Genomic DNA, 22,782 nt, shown 5'->3' with positions numbered 1-22,782 from the left:
TTCCATGGCTCACCCCGCGGGACCCCGGTACGCCGAGGTCCATGCCCATGCGGACACCGCCGGGTTCCCGCCGTCCACCTCGGGCGAACTGGACCGGCTCTACCCGAAGGTGTGGCCCCGCAACGCCTTCCGCGCGCCGGACGGTGTGGTCCGGATCGCCGGGGTCGACGTGCGCGAGCTGGCCGAGACCTACGGCACGCCGCTTTTTGTCATCGACGAAGCCGACTTCAAGTCGCGGTGCGCCGAGTACGCCGAGGCCTTCGACGACCCGGCGCTGGTGCACTACGCGTCCAAGGCGTTCCTGTCCACCGAGATCGCCCGCTGGGTGGCCGCGCAGGGGCTGAGCCTGGACGTGTGCAGCGGCGGCGAGCTGGCCATCGCGCAGCGCGCGGAGTTCCCGCCGGAGCGGATCACCTTCCACGGCAACAACAAGTCGGTCGCCGAGCTGGAGATGGCCGTCCAGGCCGGGGTGGGCACGGTGGTGCTCGACTCGTACTTCGAGATCGCCAGGCTGGCCGAGGTGGCCGCCCGCCACGAGATCACCCAGCAGGTGCTGGTGCGGGTCACCGTCGGCGTCGAGGCGCACACGCACGAGTTCATCGCGACCGCGCACGAGGACCAGAAGTTCGGCTTCTCGCTGGCTTCCGGGGACGCCGCCGAGGCGGTGCGCCGGGTGCTCAACGCCGGTTCGCTCAAGCTGATCGGGCTGCACAGCCACATCGGCTCGCAGATCTTCGACGCCGACGGCTTCGAGGTGGCCGCGCGCCGGATCATCGGGCTGCTCGCCGAGCTGGGCAAGGAGCACGGCCCGGAACTGGTGGACCAGCTATCCATTGTGGACCTCGGGGGCGGGTTCGGCATCGCCTACACCGACCGGGACAACCCGCCGCCGCCCGCGCAGATGGTCACCCAGATCCGCGAGATCGTGCGCAAGGAGTGCGCCTTCGCCGGGCTGCCGGTGCCGCGCATCGCCGGTGAGCCCGGCCGCGCCATCGCCGGTCCGGGCACGGTCACCCTCTACGAGGTCGGCACGATCAAGGACGTCACGCTCGGGGACAACGCGGTGCGGCGCTACGTCAGCGTCGACGGCGGGATGAGCGACAACATCCGCACCTCGCTCTACGACGCGGTCTACGACGTGCGGCTGGTTTCGCGGGCGGCCGGTGACGGCCAGGACGGCGAAGCGAACGCCGCCTTGTCCCGCGTGGTGGGAAAACACTGTGAGTCCGGCGACATCGTGGTCCGCGACTGCTGGCTGCCCGAGAACCTGGCTCCCGGTGACCTGATCGCGGTCGCCGCGACCGGCGCCTACTGCTACTCGATGGCCAGCAACTACAACCGCCAGCCGCGGCCGGCGGTGGTCGCGGTGCGCAACGGCGGGGCGCGGCTGCTGCTGCGGCGGGAAACCACCGAGGACATGCTGGGCTTGGAGGTGTCGTGAGGTCCGAACCCATTCGCGTGGCCCTGCTCGGCTGCGGCACGGTCGGCGGTGAGGTCGCGCGGCTGCTCACCGAGCAGGCGGGCGAGCTGGCCGCCCGCGCCGGTGCGCCGGTCGAGCTGGCCGGCATCGCCGTCCGCCGCCCGGACAAGCACCCCGAGCTGCCGCCGGAACTGCTCACCGCGGACGCGGCGAAGCTGGTCACCGCCGAAGACGTGGACGTGGTCGTCGAGCTGATCGGCGGCATCGAGCCGACCCGCACCTGGCTGCTGGACGCCCTGCGCGCGGGCAAGTCCGTGGTCACCGCGAACAAGGCGCTGCTGTCGGAGCATTCGGCGGAGCTGTCCGAGGCCGCCGACGCCTCCGGCGCCGACCTCTACTTCGAGGCCGCCGTCGCCGGGGCCATCCCGCTGCTGCGCCCGCTGCGCGAGTCGCTGGCCGGTGACCGGATCACCCGCGTGATGGGCATCGTCAACGGCACCACGAACTACATTCTGTCCGCAATGGACTCCACCGGCGCCGGATACGCCGAAGCGCTCGACGAAGCGAGCAGGCTGGGTTACGCCGAGGCGGACCCGACGGCCGATGTGGACGGTTACGACGCCGCGTCGAAGGCCGCGATCCTCGCGTCGCTGGCCTTCCACACCAGGGTGACCGCGGCCGACGTGCACCGCGAGGGCATCGCCGCGGTGACGGCGTCGGACATCGCCGCGGCGAAGATGCTCAACCGCACGGTGAAGCTGCTCGCCATCTGTGAGCGGGTCACCAGCGAAGACGGCGGTGAGTCGGTTTCCGCCCGCGTGCACCCGGTGATGATCCCTCGCGCGCACCAGCTGGCCGGGGTCAGCGGTGCGTTCAACGCGGTCTACGTCGAAGCCGACGCCGCCGGGGAGCTGATGTTCTACGGCCAGGGCGCCGGTGGCGCGCCGACCGCCAGCGCGGTGCTCGGCGACCTGGTCGCGGTGGCCCGCAACCGGGTGCTCGGCGGGCTCGGCCCGCGTGAGTCCGCGCACGCCGGGCTGCCGGTCCGCCCGATGGGGCAGACCCCGACGCGGTACCACGTCAGCCTGGACGTGGCCGACCGGCCGGGTGTGCTGGCCCAGGTGGCGCAGGTGTTCGCGGCGAACGGGGTGAGCATCGCCGCGGTCCGCCAGCGCGACCGGCTGTCCACCGCGAGCCTGGTGATCGTCACCCACCTGGCCCCGGACGCCGCCCTCGAGTCCACAGTGGACGAGATCGGGAAGATGGACGTGGTGCGGGAAGTGGTCAGTGTTATGCGCGTGGAAGGCGAAGACCAGTGACCGGGATCATCGAGGCGTACGCCGACCGCATTCCCGTGCCGGAGGGCGCGAAGATCGTCACCCTCGGCGAGGGCAACACCCCGCTGCTGCCCGCGCCGCACCTGTCGCAGCTGACCGGGTGCGAGGTGTACCTGAAGGTCGAGGGCGCCAACCCGACCGGCTCGTTCAAGGACCGCGGCATGACCGTGGCCATCACGCACGCGCTGGCCAGCGGGCTCAAGGCGGTCATCTGCGCCTCCACCGGCAACACCTCGGCCTCGGCTTCGGCCTATGCCGCCCGCGCCGGGCTGACCAGCGCGGTACTGGTGCCCGAGGGCAAGATCGCGCTGGGCAAGATGGCCCAGGCGGTCGCGCACGGCGCCAAGATCCTGCAGGTCGAGGGCAACTTCGACGACTGCCTGGAGCTGGCGCGCAAAACCGCGGCCGACTACCCGGTGACCCTGGTGAACTCGGTCAACCCGGTGCGCCTGGTCGGCCAGAAGAGCGCGGCGTGGGAGGTCTGCGACGTGCTCGGCGCGGCGCCGGACATCCACTGCCTGCCGGTCGGCAACGCGGGCAACATCTCTGCCTACTGGGCCGGGTACGCCGAGTACGCGGCCGACGGTGTGGTCAACGGCACACCACGCATGTTCGGCTTCCAGGCCGCCGGTGCCGCGCCGCTGGTCGACGGCGAGCCGGTGACCGAGCCGGAGACCGTGGCCACCGCGATCCGCGTGGGCAGCCCGGCTTCCTGGGACAAGGCGGTCAAGGCCAAGGACGCCTCCGGCGGCCTGTTCGAGAAGGCCACCGACGAGCAGATCCTCGAGGCCTACCGGCTGCTGGCCCGCAAGGAGGGCGTTTTTGTCGAGCCCGCCTCGGCGACCAGCGTGGCGGGCCTGCTGATCACCGCCGCGGACGGCCGGATCCCGCGTGGCTCGACCGTGGTCTGCACGGTGACCGGGCACGGTCTCAAGGACCCGGCCACCGCGCTGAACGGCGTGGTCGAGGTGGAACCGCTGGCGGTGGACCCCACCGCGGTGGCCGCGGCGCTGGAGCTCGCGTGAACCTGCGGGTCACCGTCCCGGCCTCGACGGCGAACCTCGGGCCGGGCTTCGACGTGCTGGGCATGGCGCTGGGCTTGCACGACGTGGTCGAGGTGCGGGTCACCGACGCCGGGCTCAAGGTCGAGGTGATCGACGCGGGCGCGGGCGGGGTGGCCGACGTGCCCACCGACGAGACGCACCTCGTGGTGCGCGCGCTGCGCCGCGCGTGCGACCACCTCGGGTTCTCCCCGCCGGGGCTGCACCTGCGTTGCCACAACGCGATTCCGCACGCCCGCGGCCTCGGCTCCTCGGCCGCGGCGGTGGTGTCCGGGGTGGCCGCGGGGTACGCGCTGGCCGGGCGTGAACTCGACGACGAGGCGCTGCAGCTGGCCGCCGGTTTCGAGGGGCACGCGGACAACGCGGCGGCGAGCCTGCTCGGCGGGCTGGTCATCGCCTGGCAGGACGGCGGCCGGTTCGGCGCCGAGCGGCTCGACCCGCACCCGGACCTGAAGCCGGTGCTGGCCGTGCCGGCGCAGCGGTCCTCCACCGACGCCACCCGCGGCCTGTTGCCGGAACACGTGCCGCACGCCGACGCCGCCTTCAACGCCGGACGCGCCGCGCTGGCTGTGCGCGCTCTCACATCCCGGCCGGAACTGCTGCTCACCGCCACCGAGGACCGGCTGCACCAGAGCTACCGCGCCCCGGCCTACCCGGCCAGCGCGCGGCTGGTGGCGCAGCTGCGCGAACACGGCGTGGCGGCGGCGATTTCCGGTGCCGGGCCGACGGTTCTGGCGCTGACCACGACGGGAATACTCCCGGCCGCGGTCGACGTTGACTCCTTCGAGGTCATCGCGCTGCCCGTGGACGCGGCCGGCGTACAGGTCGCTGTGGCATAACACGCCGAACGCAAAGTAGGGGTGGTTGTTGCACGGTGAAGCGGGCCGGTCTACCCTCGGGGGCGTTCGATCACCGTGCGCAGTCCGCACCCGGTGCAGGTTCCGGGGGTTCAGCCCGGATCGCATTTTCCCGTCCAGTCCAGGGTCCTGCGGGGGTCCTGGGGTACGGCAACGGGCTCCGGTGCGGTCGCGGTGACGGATTTCGCGTGTGCCGTATGGGGCACGTACTTCCCGTGTCGGCGGTTCTCCCGCCGTGACTCGTACGTCTCGGCTGGATCTGGCTTCCGGCCACGGGAACAACTAGCCGTCTCGTGATTCGGACGCGGGCGGCAGTCCGCTGATCCACCTGGAGGCGTGGATCGGTAAGGAAGGACTTGTGTGAGCAACACCGATCTACTGAGCGGCGACGCGGCTCCCAGCGCTGATGCTGGGGCCGAGCCGCAGGCGAACGGCACCGCCGCGCCGAAACGCCGACCCGGCGGTCTGTCCGGAATGGTCATCGCGGACCTGCGCTCGCTGGCCGGTGAACTCGGCATCAGCGACACCGCGGGAATGCGCAAGGGGGACCTGATCGCGGCCATCCGCGAGCGCCAGGGCAAGACCAAGCGGCGCACCAGCGCCGCCGCGACCGCCACCAGCGCGGACACGCTTCCGCTCGACGGCATCGACGCCGGCAAGCCCGCCGAGGCGAAGACCCGCGCCCCGCGCAAGGAGAAGGCCCCGGAACAGCCGAAGGCGGAGACCAAGCCGGAGCAGGCCGAGCCCGCTCCCGCCGCTCCCGCCGCGAAGGTCCAGGAAAGCGCCGAGCCGCAGCAGGCCGAGCGCCCGGCCGAGCGCAAGGAGACCGAGGGCGAGGCGCCGTCCGGCGACCAGTCCTCCTCCGGCGAGGACGGTGGCCGCCGTGAGGGCGGGCGCCGCCGTCGCGGCTCGAACCGGCAGGGCGACGCCTCCGGTGGTGGCTCCGGCGAGCAGCGCCGCGAGCGCCAGCAGGGTGGCGACCGCCAGGGCGGTGACCGCCAGCAGGGCGGTGACCAGCAGCAGCGCGGGGACCGCCAGCGCGGCGACCGCAACGACCGGGGTGACCGCAACGACCGCGGCGACCGGCAGAACGACCGCCAGCGTGGTCAGCAGGACAACCGCGGCAACGCGCAGTCCGACGACGACGAAGAGGGCGGCCGCCGGGGCCGCCGCTTCCGCGACCGCCGCCGCCGCGGTGGCCGCGGTGAGGGCGGCAGCCCGGACACCGAGGTGCGCGAGGACGACGTCCTGCTGCCCGTGGCCGGCATCCTGGACGTGCTGGACAACTACGCGTTCGTCCGCACCTCGGGCTACCTGGCCGGGCCGAACGACGTGTACGTCTCGCTGTCGCTGGTCCGCAAGTACGGCCTGCGCCGCGGTGACGCCATCACCGGTGTGGTGCGCCAGCCGCGCGAGGGCGAGCAGCAGCGGCAGAAGTTCAACCCGCTGGTGCGCGTGGACAGCATCAACGGCCTCGAGCCGGACCAGGCGAAGAAGCGCCCGGACTTCACCAAGCTGACCCCGCTGTACCCGAACGAGCGCCTGCGGCTGGAGACCGAGCCGCACAAGCTCACCACCCGCGTGATCGACCTGGTGATGCCGGTCGGCAAGGGGCAGCGCGCGCTGATCGTGTCGCCGCCGAAGGCCGGCAAGACCACGATCATGCAGGACATCGCGAACGCGATCACCACGAACAACCCCGAGTGCCACCTGATGGTGGTGCTGGTCGACGAGCGGCCGGAAGAGGTCACCGACATGCAGCGGTCGGTGAAGGGCGAGGTCATCGCCTCCACCTTCGACCGCCCGCCGTCAGACCACACCTCGGTCGCCGAGCTGTCCATCGAGCGGGCCAAGCGCCTGGTCGAGATGGGCCTCGACGTGGTGGTCCTGCTCGACTCGATCACCCGCCTCGGCCGCGCCTACAACCTGGCGGCCCCGGCGTCCGGGCGCATCCTGTCCGGTGGTGTCGACTCGACCGCGTTGTTCCCGCCGAAGCGCTTCCTCGGCGCGGCGCGCAACATCGAGAACGGCGGCTCGCTGACCATCTTCGCCACGGCGATGGTGGAAACCGGGTCCACCGGTGACACGGTGATCTTCGAGGAGTTCAAGGGCACCGGCAACGCCGAGCTCAAGCTGGACCGCAAGATCGCCGAGCGGCGCGTCTTCCCCGCGGTGGACATCAACCCGTCCGGTACCCGCAAGGAGGAGCTGCTGCTCTCGCCGGACGAGCTGGCGGTGACGCTGAAGCTGCACCGCGTCCTGCACGCGCTGGACTCGCAGCAGGCGATCGACCTGCTGCTGTCCCGCCTGCGCAAGACGAAGACGAACATCGAGTTCCTGATGCAGGTCTCGAAGACCGCACTCGGTCCCGACGAGGATTGAGTGGTTTGACCACGAAGGGGGCCGCACCCGAGCGGGTGCAGCCCCCTTCGCTTTCCTCCGGTCCCCACCAAGAGGTCTATGGCCCAGGTTACTGGTGGGGGACGGCCGCCGGGGTCCAGCCGCGGTAGTTGTTGAAATAGTTCACGCTGGAGGCGTGGCCGATCTTGCCGCCGATGCTGGTGGCGTAGATGCCGCCGTTGCCGTCGGCGATGCCCACGTGGCCCCACTGGCTGATGTTCCAGTAGACGAACGCGCCCTTCGGCGGCCTGCTGCCGTCGGTGTGCTTCGGGCTGGCGCCGTTCCAGTGCGCGTTCGCCGAGGCCCAGACGCCGGTGGTGCCGTAGGCGTTCTCCACCGCCTTCTCGCAGAGGCCCTGGTAGGCGGTGCTGCCCATTTTCGCCTTGAACCAGGCCACCGCCCCGGCCGGCGTGCCGTCACCGGCGCCGAGCGCGGCCAGGTCGGACTCGGGCACGGTGGTGAACGTGCCGGCGGCCGGGTTGATGTCGGCCGCGGTGATCCCCGGCGACATCGGGCTCGCCTGGGCCGGGGCCACCGCGGCGCCCGCGAGCGCCACCGCCACCGCGGTCCCGACCAGCAGTCTCCTGATGCGCATCGTTCACTCCTTCGCGTCCAAGTTGCCGAATAACCAACTTGGATACCATCTCGTGAAGATGTACAAGATCCGTACAAGCCGGGGAATAACCGCAGGCCGGGCCCTGTTGATGCGGGTACCGGCGCGTCTGGCAGAATCACCCGCTGACGTCCGGCTCCGGTTCACCCCGTGAAATCCCGGGGACCCGGCGGCCAGCCAAGAGAGGACACCATGAAGAGCGGCATTCACCCCGAGTACGTGGTCACCACGGTGACCTGCGGCTGCGGCAACACCTTCACCACCCGTAGCACCAAGACCAGCGGCGACATCCACGTCGAGATCTGCTCGAACTGCCACCCGTTCTACACCGGCAAGCAGAAGATTCTGGACACCGGTGGCCGGGTCGCGCGCTTCGAGGCCCGCTACGGCAAGCGCAAGAAGGACGCCGACGCCAAGTAGCTGCACCGACGGCGCCCACTCGCTCTGCGGGTGGGCGCCGTTTTTGTGGGTCACCCAGGTACTCCGGAAGAGGGACAGACCGTGGATTCGAGTTCGTTGCGTGGGCTGCTCGACGAGTACGCCGAGCTGGAGAAGCAGCTCGCGGACCCGTCGGTGCACGCCGACCAGGGCCGGGCGCGCAAGCTCGGCCGCCGCTACGCCGAGCTCACCCCGGTCGTCCGGGTGATCGGTGAGCTGGACGCGGCCAGGGAGGACCTCGAAGCCGCCCGCGAGCTGGCCGAGGACCCGTCGTTCGCGGCCGAGGCCGAGGAACTGGCCGAGCGCATCCCGGTGCTGGAGGCGCGGCTGACCGAGCTGCTGCTGCCGCGCGACCCGTACGACGGCTCCGACGTGGTGATGGAGATCAAGTCGGGGGAGGGCGGCGAGGAGTCCGCGTTGTTCGCGGGCGACCTGCTGCGCATGTACCTGCGGTACGCCGAGCGGCACGGCTGGAAGGCCGAGGTGCTGGACTCGGTGGACTCCGATCTCGGCGGCTTCAAGGACGCCACGGTGTCCATCAAGAGCAAGGGCACCGACGCGGACGGCGTGTGGGCGCGGCTGAAGTTCGAAGGCGGCGTGCACCGCGTCCAGCGCGTGCCCGCCACCGAGTCGCAGGGCCGCATCCACACCTCGGCGGCCGGCGTGCTGATCTACCCGGAGCCGGAGGAGGTCGAGGTCGAAATCGACCCGAACGACCTGCGGATCGACGTGTTCCGCTCGTCGGGGCCCGGTGGGCAGAGCGTGAACACCACGGATTCGGCGGTGCGCATCACGCACCTGCCGACCGGCATCGTGGTCTCCTGCCAGAACGAGAAGTCGCAGATCCAGAACCGCGCCCGCGCGCTGCAGGTGCTGCAGGCGCGGCTGCAGGCCATCGCCGAGGAGGAGGCCGCGGCCAAGGCTTCGGACGCGCGCCGGTCGCAGGTGCGCACGGTGGACCGCTCGGAGCGGGTGCGCACGTACAACTTCCCGGAGAACCGCATTTCCGACCACCGGGTCAACTACAAGGCGTACAACCTCGACCAGGTGCTCGACGGTGACCTCGACGGCGTGCTCGACGCGCTGCGTGCCGCCGACCGCGACGAACGACTGGCCGCGCACTCCGGCTAACGATTCGCCCCTGACCGCCGATCAAGAGTGCGAACTCGGCACAGGGGGACAAATGCAGACGGATCAGTACGGCCGGACCATCCTGCCGGAAAACGGGCCGCCGCGGCGGCGCGGCAAGGCGTGGCTGGTCGTGCTGGCGGTGGTGGTGCTGGCCGCCGCCGGGGCGGGCATCTACTTCGCGCGGGCCGCCCAGGACGAGCGCCCGGCCGGTGCGGACGCCGATCTCGCGCAGGCGATGTGGTCGCTGGACAAGAACCAGCCGTTCCTGGGCACCCCGGCGCAGGACTGGGCCGAGGGCGAGGCGGCCATCCGGCTGCCGGAACCCGTGGCCACCGGTGACTTCTCGGCCAAGCAGGTCGGGGTCGCACTGGCCAAGGTGAAGGAGTTCCTGGTCGCGGGCCGGGTGAACCGCACCGTGCTGGGCGGCGGGGACATCGAGCCGCTGCTCGCCCCGCTGGCGCCCAGCGCGCGCGAATCACTGCGCTCCGAGCTGAGCTCACCCGCGACCTGGCCGGACAGCTACGCCACCAAGCTCGCGCCGGGCTTCCAGCTGCTGCCCGCCGGGCCGAAGGCAGACGGGACCGTCCGTGTCGAACCGGGCGCGCGGAAGGGCGAACTGCTGATCAAGACGAACCTGGTGTTCGCCTACGCCTTCGACATCGACGACCCCGGCCGGGCGACCACGCCGCTGGACGTGGTCGCCAGCACCCGGTGGGACCTGGAGTTCGTCTACCGGGACGGCGGGGAGTGGTACAAGAAGGATCTTGGCCTCGACAAGCCGTCCGGGGTGGGGTACAGCTACTCGATCGCCTGCGGTCCCGCGAACCAGGGCCTGCTGGCGCCCAGCTACAGCGAGCCGAGATACGGCACCCCGGACGGCAAGCGCCCGCCCGAGCACTTCGATCCCGCCGCCCCCATCCCGACCGAAAGCAGTTGCTAGCGCGGCGAGCGCAGGGCGGGTGCATGTCACGAATGTGGCTTTCGAGACGTTTGGCGTCTCGAAAGCCACATTCGTGACACCAGCCAGGAGGGGTCAGGACTTCAGGATGCCCAGCGGAGACGGGTCCATGCCCTCAGTCGGAAAGGCGTAACGCAGGGCGCATGGCGTCGAGGAAGGCGGCCATGCGGTCTTCGTAACCGTTGTCCTCGCCGAACCAGACGGCGAGGAATTCGGCGCCCGCGTCCGAGAGGGCGCGGGCCAGCGAAGTGGTCGATTCGAGGCCGTCCCAGGAAATCCGCGTGCCGACGCGGATGGGGCGGTCCGCGAAGGTGCGCAGTCGCGCGACCTGCGCGGCGAATTCGGCCGGGTCGGCAGCCACGCTCTGCCATTCGTCCGCCACCCTGGTGGCCCGGCGCAGCGCGGCATCGCTGATCCCGCCGACCATCAGGCGGACATTTCCCCGCGGTCGCGGTTCGAAAACCCCGCCGTCGAATCCGTAGTACTTGCCGTCAAAAGAACGCTGGCCGGCGAACAACGCACGCATCAGGTCGATGGCTTCGTCGGTCCGCGCACCGCGGGTGCGGAAATCCGAGCCGACGTTTTCGAATTCCTTCTTGTCCCAGCCGACGCCCAGTCCGAGCGTGAGCCGTTCGCCGGACAGCCTGTCCAGCGTGGCGACCTGCTTGGCCAGCGAGAACGGGTCACGCAACGGCAGCACCAGCACCGAGGTGCCGAGCCGGATGCGGCTGGTCCGCGCGGCGATGCCGGACAGCGTGATCAGCGGTTCGTAAACGCCGCCGTAAAAGCTGCCGTATTCCTCCGGCGGCAGCACGTGATCGGGCAGCCAGGCCGTGTGGTAACCGAGTTCCTCGGCGGCCACGGCGATCTGGGCCGGGCGGTCCGCCGGCATTTCCGGCGATTCGTTCGGCAGCACAACTTGCAGGTCCATGGTCAGCCAATCTCGGAGAGGAACTGCTGGATCGAATTCAACCATTCTTCACGCGCTTCGGCGCCGATGTTGTGGCCCGCGTCGATTTCGGTGTACCGCGCACCGGGAATTCCGGCGGCGAGCGCGGCCGACAGCGAAGGCGGCACCAGCCCGTCCGCGAGCGTGGCGATCACCAGCGTGGGCACGGAGATCCGGGCCAGTTCGTCGCGGGTGTCCACCGACGCGACCAGGTCGACGTGCTCCGGGCTGCCCGCCGGGATGAAGTCCGCGAGCCCGTCGAGCGCCGCCTCCAGTTCGGCTTCGCTCAGCGCGTTCACCGCCCGCTCGCCACTGCCCATCAGCAGCAGGTACTTCGCCAGCAACCGCCGGTCGCCCTGCGCCAGCAGCGCCTGCCAGACGTCGGCGGCCAGGCGCAGCCGGTTGTCGGGATGGCTGAAGCCGGAGGTCAGGATCAGCCCGGTGACCCGGTCCGGGTGCCGGGTCGCGGCCCGCACGGCGACCGCGGTGCCGAGCGAATAACCGAGAACGGCGAACCGCTCGACGCCCGCGTCCACCGCGACGCGGACCACCTCGTCCGCCACCGCGGTCAGGTCGAGCGGGGTTTCGCTGCGCGGGGTGGCTCCTGAGCCGGGGTAGTCGGGCCCGACGACGGTGTGCGTCCGGGCGAGGTCGTCGACGATCATGCCGTAGTTGCCTTCGATGCCGCCGCCACCGCCGTGCGCGAGCAGCAGGCCGGGCCCGGAACCGCGGACCAGGTGCGCGAAATGTTCAGCCATGCGGCGACGTTAAGCACTCACATCGATGTCAGGGGCAAGCTCACGTGGGGTGGATCTCATGCTGATCGGTGAACTGTCGGCCCGCACCGGGGTCAGCCAGCGGATGCTGCGTTACTACGAGCAGCAGGGCCTGCTCACCGCGCGGCGCGACGCGAAGGGCTACCGCCGGTACGGCGAGGATTCGGTGGGCACCGTGCGGCACATCCGGCAGCTGCTCGGCCTCGGCCTGTCCACCGAGGTGATCCGCGAGGTGCTGCCCTGCACGATCGAGAACCTCGGCCGGCTCGACCTCTGCCCGAGCCTGGTGCGCACGCTGCGCGCGGAACTCGCCGAAATGGATGAGCGGATCGACACACTGCGCCGCAACCGCGGTGCGCTCGCCGGTTATCTGCCCGGCGTGTGACAGGCTGGCGCGTGTGAAGCGGCAACCACTCCGGCTGGCGATCATCGAAGCGACGAGGATCCTCGAACGCGCCGGGGTCGCGTCCCCGCGCACGGACGCCGAGCTGATCGCGTCGCACGTGCTGGGCGTGGAGCGCTCGCGACTGCCGCTCGTGCCGCTGGTCGACCAGCCGGTGGTGGAGGCCATCGGCCAGCTGGTGCACCAGCGCGCCAAGCGCGTGCCGCTGCAGCACCTGACCGGCTGGGCGCCGATGGGCCGGATCACCGTGGACGTCGGCGCCGGGGTTTTTGTGCCACGGCCGGAGACCGAGCTGCTGCTCGAATGGGGCCTGTCGGTGATCGAGGGCCGCGAGTACCCGGTGGTGGTCGACCTGTGCACCGGCTCGGGCGCGCTCGCGCTGGCCGTCGCACACGAGCGGCCGGACGCGGTGGTCTACGCGGTGGACATCGATCCGCAGGCGCTGGCCTGGGCGCGGCACAACGCCGAAGCCAGGGCGGCCGCCGGGGACACCGCGATCAGGTTGTACTCGGGGGACATCGCCGACGGCAGCATGTTCGCCGAGCTGGACGGCCTGGTCGACTTGGTGCTGTGCAACCCGCCGTACGTGCCGCCGAGCACCGAGGTGCCGCCGGAGGTCGCCGACTTCGACCCGCCGCAGGCGGTTTTCGCGCAGGAGGGCGGGCTCGAGGTGATCCGGTACGCGGTGGCCGCGGGCGCCCGCCTGCTCAAGCCGACCGGCGGCCTGGCCATCGAACACGACGACACCCACGGCACGGTGGTGCCCGAACTGATCGCCGCGCGCCGCGTGCTCACCGACGTCCGCTGCCATCCCGACCTCACCGGCCGTCCCAGGTTCACCACCGCCCGCCGCGGTTAGGGATTTCTCCGGCCTTGTTCGGTGCCCACGGCCGGCGGTTCCGCTGCCCGCCGGGCACGACGTAGGCGCCGTTCGGTGACTGAGCGGGCGCAGTAGGCTGCGGGGCATGAGCGCGGTGTATGACTGCAGCCAACCCGATTCCCGAGCCGACGGACTGACCGCGGCGGCCGGCGCGGTCCGCTCGAGCAGGCTGGTGGTGCTGCCGACCGACACGGTCTACGGCATCGGCGCGGACGCCTTCGACGCCGCCGCCGTGCAGTCCCTGCTGCGGGCGAAGAACCGCGGCCCGGACATGCCGGTCGGCGTGCTGGTCGGCTCCTGGTCCACTGTGGACGGTCTGGTACTCGGCGTGCCACCACAGGGCCGGGCGCTGATCGAGGCGTTCTGGCCGGGCGATCTGTCCATTGTGCTCCCGCACGCGCCGAGCCTGCGCTGGGATCTCGGCACCACCCGCGGCACGGTCATGCTGCGCATGCCGCTGCACCCGGTGGCGCTGGAACTGCTGCGCGAGGTCGGGCCGATGGCGGTCTCCAGCGCCAACGTCTCCGGCCAGCCGCCCGCGGCCACCGCGCAGGAGGCCAAGGACCAGCTCGGTGATTCGGTGGCGGTCTACCTCGACGGCGGGCCCAGCGGCGACCCCGTGCCGTCGACCATCGTCGACCTCACCGGCGACCAGCCGGTGGTGCTGCGCGAGGGCGCGGTGCGCGTGGACGCGGTGTCCGAAGTGCTCGGCGTCCCCGTGTCGACTTCCCGAACCTGAGAGACCTCCCCGTGCCCCCCACGATCACCCAAGGCCTGCCGATCCGCGAGTACCTGCTCGTCGGGCTCACCGCGGCGGCGCTGACCTTCCTGCTGACCGGCCTGGTGCGCCGGTTCGCGATCAAGATCGGCGCGGTGGCCAATCCACGCGCCCGCGACGTGCACGTCATCCCGATCCCGCGGATGGGCGGGCTGGCGATGTACTTCGGCGTGGTCGGCGGCATGGCGCTGGCGCACCAGCTGCCGGTGCTGCGGCGGGCCTTCGAGTACTCGCTGGACCCGGTCGGCGTGCTGATCGGCGGCGGGCTGATCGTGCTGATCGGCGCGCTCGACGACCGGATCGAGCTGGACGCCTGGACCAAGCTGGCCGGCCAGGTGATGTGCGCCGGGCTGCTGGTGCTGTTCGGGTTGCAGTGGGTCTCGTTCTGGGTGCCGTGGGGTGAGGGCGACGGGCTCGGCTCGGTGCTGGTGCTGGACAAGAACCAGGGCGGGTTGCTCGCCGTGTTCCTGGTGGTGCTGATGATCAACGCGATGAACTTCGTCGACGGGCTCGACGGGCTGGCCGCCGGGCTCGGTTTCATCGCCGCCGCGGCCACCTGCGCCTTCTCGCTCGGCGTGCTGCACGACACCGGTGGGGACGTGGGCAGCTACCCGCCCGCGCTGATCGCCGCCGCGCTGGCCGGGGCGTGCCTCGGGTTCCTGCCGCACAACTTCCAGCCCGCGAAGATCTTCATGGGCGACTCCGGCTCGATGCTGATCGGGCTGATGCTGGCGGCCGCCAGTACGTCGGCCTCGGGCAAGATCCCGTACTCGCAGGTGGACCCGACCGACACGCTGGCGCTGCTGGCGCCGCTGCTGGTGGTGGCGGCGGTGTTGTTCGTGCCGCTGCTGGACCTGCTGCTCGCCGTGGTGCGCCGCACGCGTCGCGGCGAAAGCCCGTTCGCCGCGGACAAGATGCACCTGCACCACCGGCTGCTGGAGATCGGCCACTCGCAGCGCCGCGCGGTCATGCTCATCTACCTGTGGGCGGGTGTGCTCGCCTTCGGGGTGGTCTCGGTGACCCTGTTCGACACGGCCGCGGTCTTCTGGCTCGTCGGCGCGGGCCTGCTGCTGGCCATCCTGGTCTCGGCGATCCCGCGCCTGCGCTCGAAGCAACGCGTCTAGCGACTCGCCGCGCGTCTGGCGACCCCGCCCGGGTGTCACGAATGTGGCTTTCGGGACGCCAAACGTCTCGAAAGCCACATTCGTGACACCGGGCCCCCGCGGCGGCGGGCGGGTGAACAGTGGGTGAAAAGCGCGATCGTGACCACTCGCGACGGGCCGGTTCCGGCCGGTTCTACACTGCGGGGGTGAGCGACGCCGAAACGACCGAGCCGGAGACCGCCGCCGAGAAGCCGGATCCGCACGCCGAATCCGTGCTCAAGCTGGCCGCGGCGATGCAGCGGGACATGCTGATCGCCGGCGGTGCGGTGGTGGCCGTCGCGGTGGTCACCGCGACCATCTGGCAGGGTCTGCCAGGCCTGGTCAGCGCGCTGGTCGGCGGCATCATCGCGCTGCTGTCCGCGGTCGGCACCATCCTGATGATGCGCAAGACCGCGTACCTGCCGCCGAGCTTCGTGCTGGTGGTCGCGCTGGGTGGTTACGCGGTGAAGCTGTTCATCCTCTTCGGGGTGATGTTCGCCCTGCGTTACGTCACCTATCTGCACGAACTGTCGGTCGGCATCACCATGATCGCGGTCATCCTGATCGCCGCGGTGGCCGAGATGCGCGCCTTCCGGCGCACCAAGATCCCGACGATCATCCCCGCCTGATCACCCGGTCGGGAACGCCCTGATCAGCACCGTGACGGGCGCTTAGGAGTACGGGCGTACGGCACGGTTTTACCGGCTGGTATCGTCCGCGCATGGAGGCGGCGCTCAGGCCGTTCTCCCGGGTCAAGGCCCCGGAACGCGAAGAGGCGAACCAGTCGGATCGCCCTCTGCCCACCGCGTCCGGCTGGCCCATCCCGGGAAGTCAGGCCCTGGTCTACCCACAGTGGTATCCGCCTCCGGGTGCCCGATCCGTGTCGGGTACGTTAAGTCCAGATCGTGACGATTCCCCCGGCGGAGTGAACGCCGGCCGGGAGAACCGGAAGGAGCCCAGTTGGGCGCGCTGGTACTAGCCGAGGGTGGCGAGTTCGTCGCCCCGGGTGCGAAGGACTTCGACCTCGGCCCGATCTTCGGCGAGGGCACTTTTCTCACCAAGCCGATGCTGCTGGTCATCCTTTCGGTGATCATCATCGCGGCGTTCTTCCTGATCTCCTCGCGGAAGCTGAAGATCGTTCCGGGCAAGGCCCAGTTCATCGCCGAGTCGGTCTACGACTTCGGCCGGAACAACATCGCCCGCGAGCAGATCGGTTCCAAGGACTTCCGGCCGTTCGTGCCGCTGATCCTGTCGATCTTCACCTTCATCCTGGTGAACAACATCTTCGGGATCATCCCGGTGGTGCAGTTCCCGACGATGGCCCACTTCGGCTTCCCGCTGGCGATCTCGGTTCTCATCGTCTACCCGATCTACAACTACGTGGGCATCAAGCGCCACGGGTTCGCCGGGTACATGAAGAACCAGCTGATCCCGCCAGGGGCCCCGGGCTTCGTGCTGCCGCTGCTGATCCCGATCGAGTTCTTCTCGAAGTTCATCCTGCAGCCGGCCACCCTGGCCCTCCGAGTTTTCGCGGCCATGTTCTCCGGCCACCTGCTGCTGCTGGTCTTCACTCTCGGTGGCGAGTACCTGCTGCTCGAAGCGGGCGGTGGGATCTTCCCGGTGTTCTCGGTCTTCGGGTTCGGCATGGCCATCGCCATGACCTTCCTGGAAGCCCTGATCCAGGTCCTGCAGGCGTACATCTTCGCCCTGCTGTCGGCCAACTACATCGGCGCGGCGCTGTCCGCCGACCACTGAATAAGAAGAAACACACAAGCCCCCGATCCGCGCACCTGCGGACCGAGTGAAAGGGAAAACGCAAGTGAGCAACATGGTTCTCGCTCAGGCTGCCGAAGCCGCCGTCGACATCAACCCCGGCCTCGCGGCCATCGGCTACGGCCTGGGCGCCATCGGCCCCGGTATCGGTGTGGGTCTGATCTTCTCCGCCGTCATCAACGGCACCGCCCGTCAGCCCGAGGCGCAGGGCAAGCTGCTCGGCCTCGCGTGGACCACCTTCGCCATCGTCGAGGTGCTCGCGCTGATCGGTATCGTCATGTTCTTCCTGGCGTCCTGATCTCGCCTCCTTCTCAGAGTAAGGAGACGCTGTGCTGAACACTCAGATGGTGTTGGCCGCGGAAGGGCCGAACCCGATCATTCCGCACCCGTCGGAGATCATTCTCGGCCTCATCGCGTTCCTGATCCTGCTGTTCCTGCTCCGCAAGTACGCGGTGCCCCGCTTCGAAAAGCTCTACGAAGAGCGGACGGCGAAGATCGAGGGCGGGATCGAGAAGGCGGAAAAGGCCCAGGCCGAAGCCGAAGAGGCGCTCGAGCAGTACAAGGCGCAGCTGGCCGAAGCCCGGTCCGAGGCCGCGAAGATCCGCGACGACGCCCGGCTCGAAGCCGAGCAGATCAAGGCGGAGCTGCGGGCCGAAGCCGAAGCCGAGCAGCGGCGGATCGTGCAGCAGGGCGAAGCCCAGCTGCAGGCGCAGAAGGCGCAGATCATCGCCGAGCTGCGGTCCGAACTCGGCCGCAACGCGGTCGAGCTGGCCAGCCGGATCGTCGGTGAGTCGCTGGAAGAAGAAGCGCGCCGCCGCGGGACGGTCGACAGGTTCCTCGCCGAACTCGATGCCAACGGTGTGGCCGGAGCCAGGAAGTAGAGACGCATGACGCTGCATGCTGCGAGCCGGGAGGCTCTTGACCTCGCCGAGACCCGTCTCGGCGAGGTCCTCGGTGAGGCGGGCACCGACCCGTCAGCTGTCGGCGAGGAACTGCTCGCCGTGGTGGCACTGCTCGACCGGGAACTCGGCCTGCGCCGGGCGGTCGCGGACGGGTCCGCCGCACCGGAGGCACGCCGGGAACTGGTCAGGGGGCTGCTCGGGAACAAGATCAGCGCCCCGACCCTGGCGGTGCTCGACGCGGTGGCCGGCAACCGCTGGTCCAGCCCGCGTGAGCTGACCGAGGGGCTCGAGTCGCTCGGCCGGTCCGCGCTGCTGACCAGCGCGGAAAAGGCCGGGAACCTCGACTCGGTGGAGGACCAGCTGTTCCGGATCTCCCGGATCGTGGCCGGTCAGCCGGAGCTCGAGCGCGCGCTGTCGGAGCAGGCCGCGCCCGCCGAGGCCAAGCGCACCCTGGTCCGCACGCTGTTCGCGGACAAGGTCGACCCGGTGGTCCAGTTGCTGACCGAGCAGGTCGTGCTCCGCAACCGCGGCCGGAGCGTGAGCTTCGGGCTGGACGAGCTGGTGGCACTGGCGGCCGAGCGGCGTGAGCGCTCGGTGGCGTACGTGACCAGCGCCAGCGAGCTGTCCGAGGAGCAGCAGAGCCAGCTGGCCGAAAAGCTGCAGCGGATCTACTCCCGGCCGATCGCGTTGCACGTCGAGGTGGACGCGTCCCTGATCGGCGGCCTGAAGGTCAAGGTCGGCGACGAGGTCATCGACGGCACGGCCGCGGGCAGGCTGGACGCGCTGCGGCGCCAGCTGGCCTAGCCCTGGCACAACTACTTTGCACACTGGCAAGAACGAAGCGAGAGCGGGAACGGACATGGCGGAGCTGACGATCTCCTCGGGTGAGATCGCCCACGCGATCGAGAACTACGTCTCGAGTTACGCCCCGGACGTAAGCCGGGAAGAGGTCGGCGTCGTCGTAGACGCTGGTGACGGTATCGCCCACGTCGAGGGCCTGCCCTCGACCATGGCGAACGAACTGCTCGAGTTCCCCGGCGGGGTGCTCGGCGTGGCGCTGAACCTGGACGCGCGGTCGATCGGTGTCGCCATCCTGGGTGACTCGGAGACGGTCGTGGAGGGCCAGCAGGTCAAGCGGACTGGCCAGGTGCTGTCGGTCCCGGTCGGCGAGGGCTACCTCGGCCGCGTGGTGGACCCGCTGGGCAAGCCGCTCGACGGCCTGGGTGACATCGACGCCCCCGAGCGCCGCCCGCTGGAGGTCAAGGCCGCTTCGGTGGTCGAGCGCCAGCCGGTGAAGGAGCCGCTGCAGACCGGCATCACCGCGATCGACGCGATGACCCCGATCGGCCGCGGTCAGCGCCAGCTGATCATCGGCGACCGCAAGACCGGCAAGACCGCGGTCTGCGTGGACACGATCATCAACCAGAAGGCCAACTGGGAGTCGGGCGACCCGAAGCAGCAGGTGCGCTGCATCTACGTCGCCGTCGGCCAGAAGGGCTCCACCATCGCGTCGGTGAAGCGGTCCCTCGAGGAAGCCGGCGCGATGGAGTACACCACCATCGTCGCCGCCCCGGCCTCGGACTCCGCCGGCTTCAAGTGGATCGCGCCGTACACCGGTTCCGCGATCGGCCAGCACTGGATGTACGAGGGCAAGCACGTCCTGATCGTGTTCGACGACCTGTCGAAGCAGGCCGACGCCTACCGCGCGCTGTCGCTGCTGCTGCGCCGCCCGCCGGGCCGCGAGGCCTTCCCCGGCGACGTCTTCTACTTGCACTCGCGGCTGCTCGAGCGGTGCGCGAAGCTGTCGGACGAGCTGGGTGGCGGTTCGCTGACCGGGCTGCCGATCATCGAGACCAAGGCCAACGACGTGTCGGCCTACATCCCGACGAACGTCATCTCGATCACCGACGGCCAGTGCTTCTTCCAGTCGGACCTGTTCAACTCGGGTCAGCGGCCGGCGGTCGACGTGACCATCTCGGTGTCCCGCGTGGGTGGTTCGGCGCAGATCAAGGCGATGCGGAAGGTCTCCGGTTCGCTCCGGATCGACCTGTCGCAGTACCAGGAGCTCAAGGCGTTCGCCGCCTTCGCCTCCGACCTCGACGCCGCCTCGAAGGCGCAGCTGGACCGCGGTGAGAAGCTGTACGAGCTGCTCAAGCAGCCGCAGTACTCGCCGCTGCCCGCCGAGGAGCAGGTCGCGATCGTGTACCTGGGCACCAACGGCCACTACGACTCGGTGCCCACCGAGGACGTGCGCCGGTTCAACACCGAGTTCATGGACTCGCTCCGCCGCAAGCACGCCGACGTCCTCGGCCGCATCCGCGAGACGAAGCAGTTCGAGGACGAGGACGCCAAGGCGCTCGCCGACGCGATCGAGGAGTACAAGAAGGGCTTCACCACCTCGGAGGGCCACAGCCTGGTCGAGACCGAGGCGGAAGCGATGGACGCCGACAAGGTCGGGCAGGAGACCGTGAAGGTCAACAAGCCCGCCCCGAAGAAGTAGAGCGCCATGGCCGCACAGCTACGCGAACTGCGGTCGCGCATCCGCGCGACCAAGTCGATCGGGAAGATCACCAAGGCGATGGAGCTCATCGCCACCTCGCGCATCACCAAGGCGCAGGCCAGGGTGGCCGCTTCCCGTCCGTACGCGGAGGAGATCACGAACGTGCTCTCCGCGCTGGCGGGCGGGGCGGCCAACCTCGACCACCCGCTGCTGGTCGAGCGGGAGAACCCGCGTCGGGCGGCCGTGCTGATCGTGACCAGTGACAAGGGCCTCTGCGGTGGGTACAACGCCAACGTGCTGCGTGCCGCCGAGGAGCTGCTGTCGCTGCTGCGCTCGGAGGGCAAGACGCCCCAGGTCTACGTGATCGGTGCCAAGGGCCTGAACTACTTCCGCTTCCGCGACCGCGAGGTGGTGGACAGCTGGACCGGGTTCAGCCAGCAGCCGGGCTACGAGAACGCCAAGCCCGCCGCGGAAACGCTGGTGCAGGCGTTCCTCGCCGGTGCGGACGACGAGGGTGACCGCCCGGGTGCCGACGGGGTGCTCGGCGTGGACGAGATCCACGTGGTCTACACCGAGTTCCACTCGATGCTGACCCAGAAGCCGGTCGCCAAGCGGGTGGCCCCGCTCGAGGTCGAGTACACCGAGGAAGGGCAGGAGGCCCCCAGCGGCCTGCAGCCCGCCTACGAGTTCGAGCCGAGCGCGGAGAAGCTGCTCGCCGCCCTGCTGCCGAAGTACATCAACACGCGGATCTTCGCGGCGTTGCTGGAGTCGGCGGCCTCGGAGCTGGCCGCGAAGCGGACCGCGATGAAGTCGGCCTCGGACAACGCGAACGAACTGGTGAACTCGCTCACGCGGGAAGCGAACCAGGCGCGCCAGGCGCAGATCACCCAGGAGATCAGCGAAATCGTCGGGGGCGCTGACGCGCTCACCGCAGCAGGAAGTGATGACTGATGACCACGACTGAATCCCCAGCCGCCAAGGGCCGGATCGTCTCGGTGACCGGACCGGTCGTCGACGTCGAGTTCCCGCGCGGTGCCGTTCCCGACCAGTTCAACGCGCTGACCGTCGAAATCGAGTTCGAGCAGCTGCGCAAGACGGTGACCCTCGAGGTCGCCAGCCACCTCGGTGACAACCTCGTGCGCACCATTTCGCTCCAGCCGCAGGACGGCCTGGTGCGTGGTGCCGAGGTGACCGACACCGGCGGCCCGATCAGCGTGCCGGTGGGCGACAAGGTCAAGGGCCACGTCTACAACGCGCTCGGCGAGTGCCTGGACGAGCCCGGCTACGGCGCCGACCTCGAGCGCTGGGGCATCCACCGCAAGCCCCCGGCGTTCGACCAGCTCGAGGGCAAGACCGAGATGCTGGAGACCGGCCTCAAGGTGGTCGACCTGCTCACCCCGTACGTGCAGGGTGGCAAGATCGGCCTGTTCGGTGGTGCCGGGGTGGGCAAGACGGTGCTGATCAAGGAGATGATCACCCGTGTCGCCCGGAACTTCGGTGGTACCTCGGTGTTCGCCGGTGTCGGCGAGCGCACCCGTGAGGGCAACGACCTGTTCCTGGAGATGAGCGAGGACGGCGTCATCAACGACACCGCGCTCGTGTTCGGCCAGATGGACGAGCCGCCGGGCACCCGTATGCGGGTCGCGCTGTCCGCGCTGACCATGGCGGAGTACTTCCGCGATGTGCAGAACCAGGACGTGCTGCTGTTCATCGACAACATCTTCCGGTTCACCCAGGCCGGTTCCGAGGTCTCCACCCTGCTGGGCCGGATGCCGTCGGCGGTGGGTTACCAGCCGACGCTGGCCGACGAGATGGGTGAGCTGCAGGAGCGGATCACCTCGACCCGTGGCCGGTCGATCACCTCGATGCAGGCGATCTACGTGCCGGCGGACGACTACACCGACCCGGCCCCGGCGACCACCTTCGCCCACCTGGACGCCACCACCGAGCTTTCCCGGTCGGTGTTCCAGAAGGGCATCTTCCCGGCGGTGGACCCGCTGGCGTCGACCTCGACCATTCTCGACCCGGCGATCGTCGGCGAGGACCACTACCGGGTGGCCTCGGAGGTCATCGCGATCCTGCAGAAGTACAAGGAGCTGCAGGACATCATCGCGATCCTCGGGATGGACGAGCTGTCGGAAGAGGACAAGCTGACCGTGCAGCGGGCCCGCCGGATCGAGCGGTTCCTGTCGCAGAACATGCTCGTCGCCGAGCAGTTCACCGGGCAGCCGGGTTCCACCGTGCCGCTGGCGGAGACCATCGAGGCCTTCGACAAGATCACCAAGGGCGAGTTCGACACCTACCCGGAGCAGGCGTTCCTGGGGATCGGCGGGCTCGAGGACCTCGAGAAGAAGTACCGCGAGATCACCAAGAAGTAGTGCTCGCTCGACGGCGGGGTGGGAGTCCTGATTGGACTCCGGCCCCGCCTTCTGGTAGCGGGACCGGCGCGCGGCGGGCCTGCTAT

General features: G+C 69.9%; 23 protein-coding genes. 20 read left to right on the top strand and 3 right to left on the bottom strand.

From position 1 onward, the window contains the following. The first annotated feature begins 4 nt into the window (after positions 1-4). The 5 genes from lysA to rho all read left to right on the top strand — a co-directional run bounded on the left by lysA (position 5) and on the right by rho (position 7,057). Entirely contained in the window at positions 5-1,441 is a 1,437-nt protein-coding gene (lysA, locus tag A4R43_RS22675; protein ID WP_113694176.1) for a diaminopimelate decarboxylase, read from the top strand. Beyond that, the gene (locus A4R43_RS22670) at positions 1,438-2,739 is read left to right on the top strand and encodes a homoserine dehydrogenase (RefSeq protein WP_113694175.1); all 1,302 of its coding nucleotides are present in this window, start codon (positions 1,438-1,440) and stop codon (positions 2,737-2,739) included. Before lysA ends, A4R43_RS22670 begins: the two co-directional genes overlap by 4 nt. Beyond that, positions 2,736-3,782 carry a threonine synthase gene (thrC, locus tag A4R43_RS22665; RefSeq protein ID WP_113694174.1) on the top strand — a complete coding sequence of 349 codons (1,047 nt, stop codon included), beginning with the start codon at positions 2,736-2,738 and terminating at the stop codon, positions 3,780-3,782. Before A4R43_RS22670 ends, thrC begins: the two co-directional genes overlap by 4 nt. Next, positions 3,779-4,657 (top strand): homoserine kinase, encoded by an 879-nt coding sequence (gene thrB / locus A4R43_RS22660; protein ID WP_113694173.1) that lies wholly within the window; start codon positions 3,779-3,781, stop codon positions 4,655-4,657. The genes thrC and thrB overlap by 4 nt, the downstream gene beginning before the upstream one ends. A 378-nt stretch (positions 4,658-5,035) precedes the next feature. Beyond that, the gene (gene rho, locus A4R43_RS22655) at positions 5,036-7,057 is read left to right on the top strand and encodes a transcription termination factor Rho (protein WP_113694172.1); all 2,022 of its coding nucleotides are present in this window, start codon (positions 5,036-5,038) and stop codon (positions 7,055-7,057) included. Positions 7,058-7,145: 88 nt separating this feature from the next. Here rho and A4R43_RS22650 read toward each other — a convergent pair whose 3' ends face one another. After that, complete coding sequence (locus A4R43_RS22650; RefSeq protein ID WP_113694171.1) at positions 7,146-7,670, bottom strand: CHAP domain-containing protein; 525 nt, start codon at positions 7,668-7,670, stop codon at positions 7,146-7,148. 210 nt (positions 7,671-7,880) lie between these two features. Here A4R43_RS22650 and rpmE point away from each other — a divergent pair, with 210 nt between their 5' ends. The 3 genes from rpmE to A4R43_RS22635 all read left to right on the top strand — a co-directional run bounded on the left by rpmE (position 7,881) and on the right by A4R43_RS22635 (position 10,197). Further along, entirely contained in the window at positions 7,881-8,108 is a 228-nt protein-coding gene (gene rpmE / locus A4R43_RS22645; protein ID WP_113694170.1) for a 50S ribosomal protein L31, read from the top strand. 81 nt (positions 8,109-8,189) lie between these two features. Then, positions 8,190-9,257, top strand: coding sequence for a peptide chain release factor 1 (prfA, locus tag A4R43_RS22640; protein WP_113694169.1), 1,068 nt, complete (start codon positions 8,190-8,192; stop codon positions 9,255-9,257). A gap of 52 nt (positions 9,258-9,309) precedes the next feature. Beyond that, the gene (locus tag A4R43_RS22635) at positions 9,310-10,197 is read left to right on the top strand and encodes a hypothetical protein (protein ID WP_113694168.1); all 888 of its coding nucleotides are present in this window, start codon (positions 9,310-9,312) and stop codon (positions 10,195-10,197) included. A gap of 133 nt (positions 10,198-10,330) precedes the next feature. On the opposite strand, the gene A4R43_RS22630 is transcribed toward A4R43_RS22635, so the two are convergent. Further along, the gene (locus A4R43_RS22630) at positions 10,331-11,146 is read right to left on the bottom strand and encodes a TIGR03619 family F420-dependent LLM class oxidoreductase (RefSeq protein WP_113694167.1); all 816 of its coding nucleotides are present in this window, start codon (positions 11,144-11,146) and stop codon (positions 10,331-10,333) included. Positions 11,147-11,148: 2 nt separating this feature from the next. Next, on the bottom strand, positions 11,149-11,922 hold the full coding sequence (locus tag A4R43_RS22625) for an alpha/beta fold hydrolase (RefSeq protein WP_113694166.1): 774 nt from the start codon (positions 11,920-11,922) through the stop codon (positions 11,149-11,151). Between the two features lie 58 nt (positions 11,923-11,980). Between A4R43_RS22625 and A4R43_RS22620 the strand changes: the two genes are divergently transcribed. The 12 genes from A4R43_RS22620 (at position 11,981) to atpD (ending at position 22,696) form a co-directional block, all read left to right on the top strand. Further along, positions 11,981-12,325, top strand: a complete 345-nt coding sequence (locus A4R43_RS22620; RefSeq protein WP_113694165.1) for a MerR family transcriptional regulator — start codon at positions 11,981-11,983, stop codon at positions 12,323-12,325. Between the two features lie 13 nt (positions 12,326-12,338). Further along, complete coding sequence (gene prmC / locus A4R43_RS22615) at positions 12,339-13,202, top strand: peptide chain release factor N(5)-glutamine methyltransferase (protein ID WP_113694164.1); 864 nt, start codon at positions 12,339-12,341, stop codon at positions 13,200-13,202. A gap of 106 nt (positions 13,203-13,308) precedes the next feature. Further along, positions 13,309-13,962, top strand: a complete 654-nt coding sequence (locus tag A4R43_RS22610) for an L-threonylcarbamoyladenylate synthase (protein WP_113694163.1) — start codon at positions 13,309-13,311, stop codon at positions 13,960-13,962. 11 nt (positions 13,963-13,973) lie between these two features. After that, complete coding sequence (locus tag A4R43_RS22605) at positions 13,974-15,125, top strand: glycosyltransferase family 4 protein (RefSeq protein ID WP_113694162.1); 1,152 nt, start codon at positions 13,974-13,976, stop codon at positions 15,123-15,125. A gap of 185 nt (positions 15,126-15,310) precedes the next feature. After that, complete coding sequence (locus A4R43_RS22600) at positions 15,311-15,772, top strand: hypothetical protein (protein WP_113697807.1); 462 nt, start codon at positions 15,311-15,313, stop codon at positions 15,770-15,772. A 331-nt stretch (positions 15,773-16,103) separates the two neighbouring features. Continuing rightward, a complete protein-coding gene (atpB, locus tag A4R43_RS22595) occupies positions 16,104-16,898 on the top strand; it encodes a F0F1 ATP synthase subunit A (protein ID WP_113694161.1) in 795 nt (264 codons plus the stop codon). 64 nt (positions 16,899-16,962) lie between these two features. Beyond that, positions 16,963-17,214 (top strand): ATP synthase subunit c family protein, encoded by a 252-nt coding sequence (locus A4R43_RS22590; RefSeq protein ID WP_113694160.1) that lies wholly within the window; start codon positions 16,963-16,965, stop codon positions 17,212-17,214. Between the two features lie 31 nt (positions 17,215-17,245). Next, positions 17,246-17,797: a F0F1 ATP synthase subunit B gene (locus A4R43_RS22585; protein WP_113694159.1), complete on the top strand. Its 552-nt coding sequence runs from the start codon at positions 17,246-17,248 to the stop codon at positions 17,795-17,797. Positions 17,798-17,803: 6 nt separating this feature from the next. Beyond that, complete coding sequence (locus A4R43_RS22580; RefSeq protein WP_113694158.1) at positions 17,804-18,622, top strand: F0F1 ATP synthase subunit delta; 819 nt, start codon at positions 17,804-17,806, stop codon at positions 18,620-18,622. A gap of 55 nt (positions 18,623-18,677) precedes the next feature. Further along, positions 18,678-20,318, top strand: a complete 1,641-nt coding sequence (atpA, locus tag A4R43_RS22575; RefSeq protein ID WP_113694157.1) for a F0F1 ATP synthase subunit alpha — start codon at positions 18,678-18,680, stop codon at positions 20,316-20,318. Positions 20,319-20,324: 6 nt separating this feature from the next. Further along, positions 20,325-21,269 carry a F0F1 ATP synthase subunit gamma gene (locus A4R43_RS22570; protein WP_113694156.1) on the top strand — a complete coding sequence of 315 codons (945 nt, stop codon included), beginning with the start codon at positions 20,325-20,327 and terminating at the stop codon, positions 21,267-21,269. Further along, the gene (gene atpD, locus A4R43_RS22565) at positions 21,269-22,696 is read left to right on the top strand and encodes a F0F1 ATP synthase subunit beta (protein ID WP_113694155.1); all 1,428 of its coding nucleotides are present in this window, start codon (positions 21,269-21,271) and stop codon (positions 22,694-22,696) included. The genes A4R43_RS22570 and atpD overlap by 1 nt, the downstream gene beginning before the upstream one ends. The last annotated feature ends 86 nt before the right edge of the window (positions 22,697-22,782 follow it).

The sequence above is a fragment of the Amycolatopsis albispora genome, from assembly GCF_003312875.1.
Lineage (GTDB): Bacteria > Actinomycetota > Actinomycetes > Mycobacteriales > Pseudonocardiaceae > Amycolatopsis > Amycolatopsis albispora.
Note: the sequence above shows the minus strand (reverse complement) of the source record. Positions and strands in the feature narration are given on the sequence as shown.

What these genes read in the sequence shown, in the direction of transcription:
- A4R43_RS22580 (WP_113694158.1), top strand. Translation starts at nt 17,804, where the DNA reads ATGACGCTGCATGCTGCGAGCCGGGAGGCTCTTGACCTCGCCGAGACC.
- atpA (WP_113694157.1), top strand. Translation starts at nt 18,678, where the DNA reads ATGGCGGAGCTGACGATCTCCTCGGGTGAGATCGCCCACGCGATCGAG.
- A4R43_RS22625 (WP_113694166.1), bottom strand. Translation starts at nt 11,922, where the DNA reads ATGGCTGAACATTTCGCGCACCTGGTCCGCGGTTCCGGGCCCGGCCTG.
- lysA (WP_113694176.1), top strand. Translation starts at nt 5, where the DNA reads ATGGCTCACCCCGCGGGACCCCGGTACGCCGAGGTCCATGCCCATGCG.
- A4R43_RS22635 (WP_113694168.1), top strand. Translation starts at nt 9,310, where the DNA reads ATGCAGACGGATCAGTACGGCCGGACCATCCTGCCGGAAAACGGGCCG.
- atpD (WP_113694155.1), top strand. Translation starts at nt 21,269, where the DNA reads ATGACCACGACTGAATCCCCAGCCGCCAAGGGCCGGATCGTCTCGGTG.
- A4R43_RS22610 (WP_113694163.1), top strand. Translation starts at nt 13,309, where the DNA reads ATGAGCGCGGTGTATGACTGCAGCCAACCCGATTCCCGAGCCGACGGA.
- rpmE (WP_113694170.1), top strand. Translation starts at nt 7,881, where the DNA reads ATGAAGAGCGGCATTCACCCCGAGTACGTGGTCACCACGGTGACCTGC.
- A4R43_RS22570 (WP_113694156.1), top strand. Translation starts at nt 20,325, where the DNA reads ATGGCCGCACAGCTACGCGAACTGCGGTCGCGCATCCGCGCGACCAAG.
- A4R43_RS22620 (WP_113694165.1), top strand. Translation starts at nt 11,981, where the DNA reads ATGCTGATCGGTGAACTGTCGGCCCGCACCGGGGTCAGCCAGCGGATG.
- A4R43_RS22650 (WP_113694171.1), bottom strand. Translation starts at nt 7,670, where the DNA reads ATGCGCATCAGGAGACTGCTGGTCGGGACCGCGGTGGCGGTGGCGCTC.
- A4R43_RS22630 (WP_113694167.1), bottom strand. Translation starts at nt 11,146, where the DNA reads ATGGACCTGCAAGTTGTGCTGCCGAACGAATCGCCGGAAATGCCGGCG.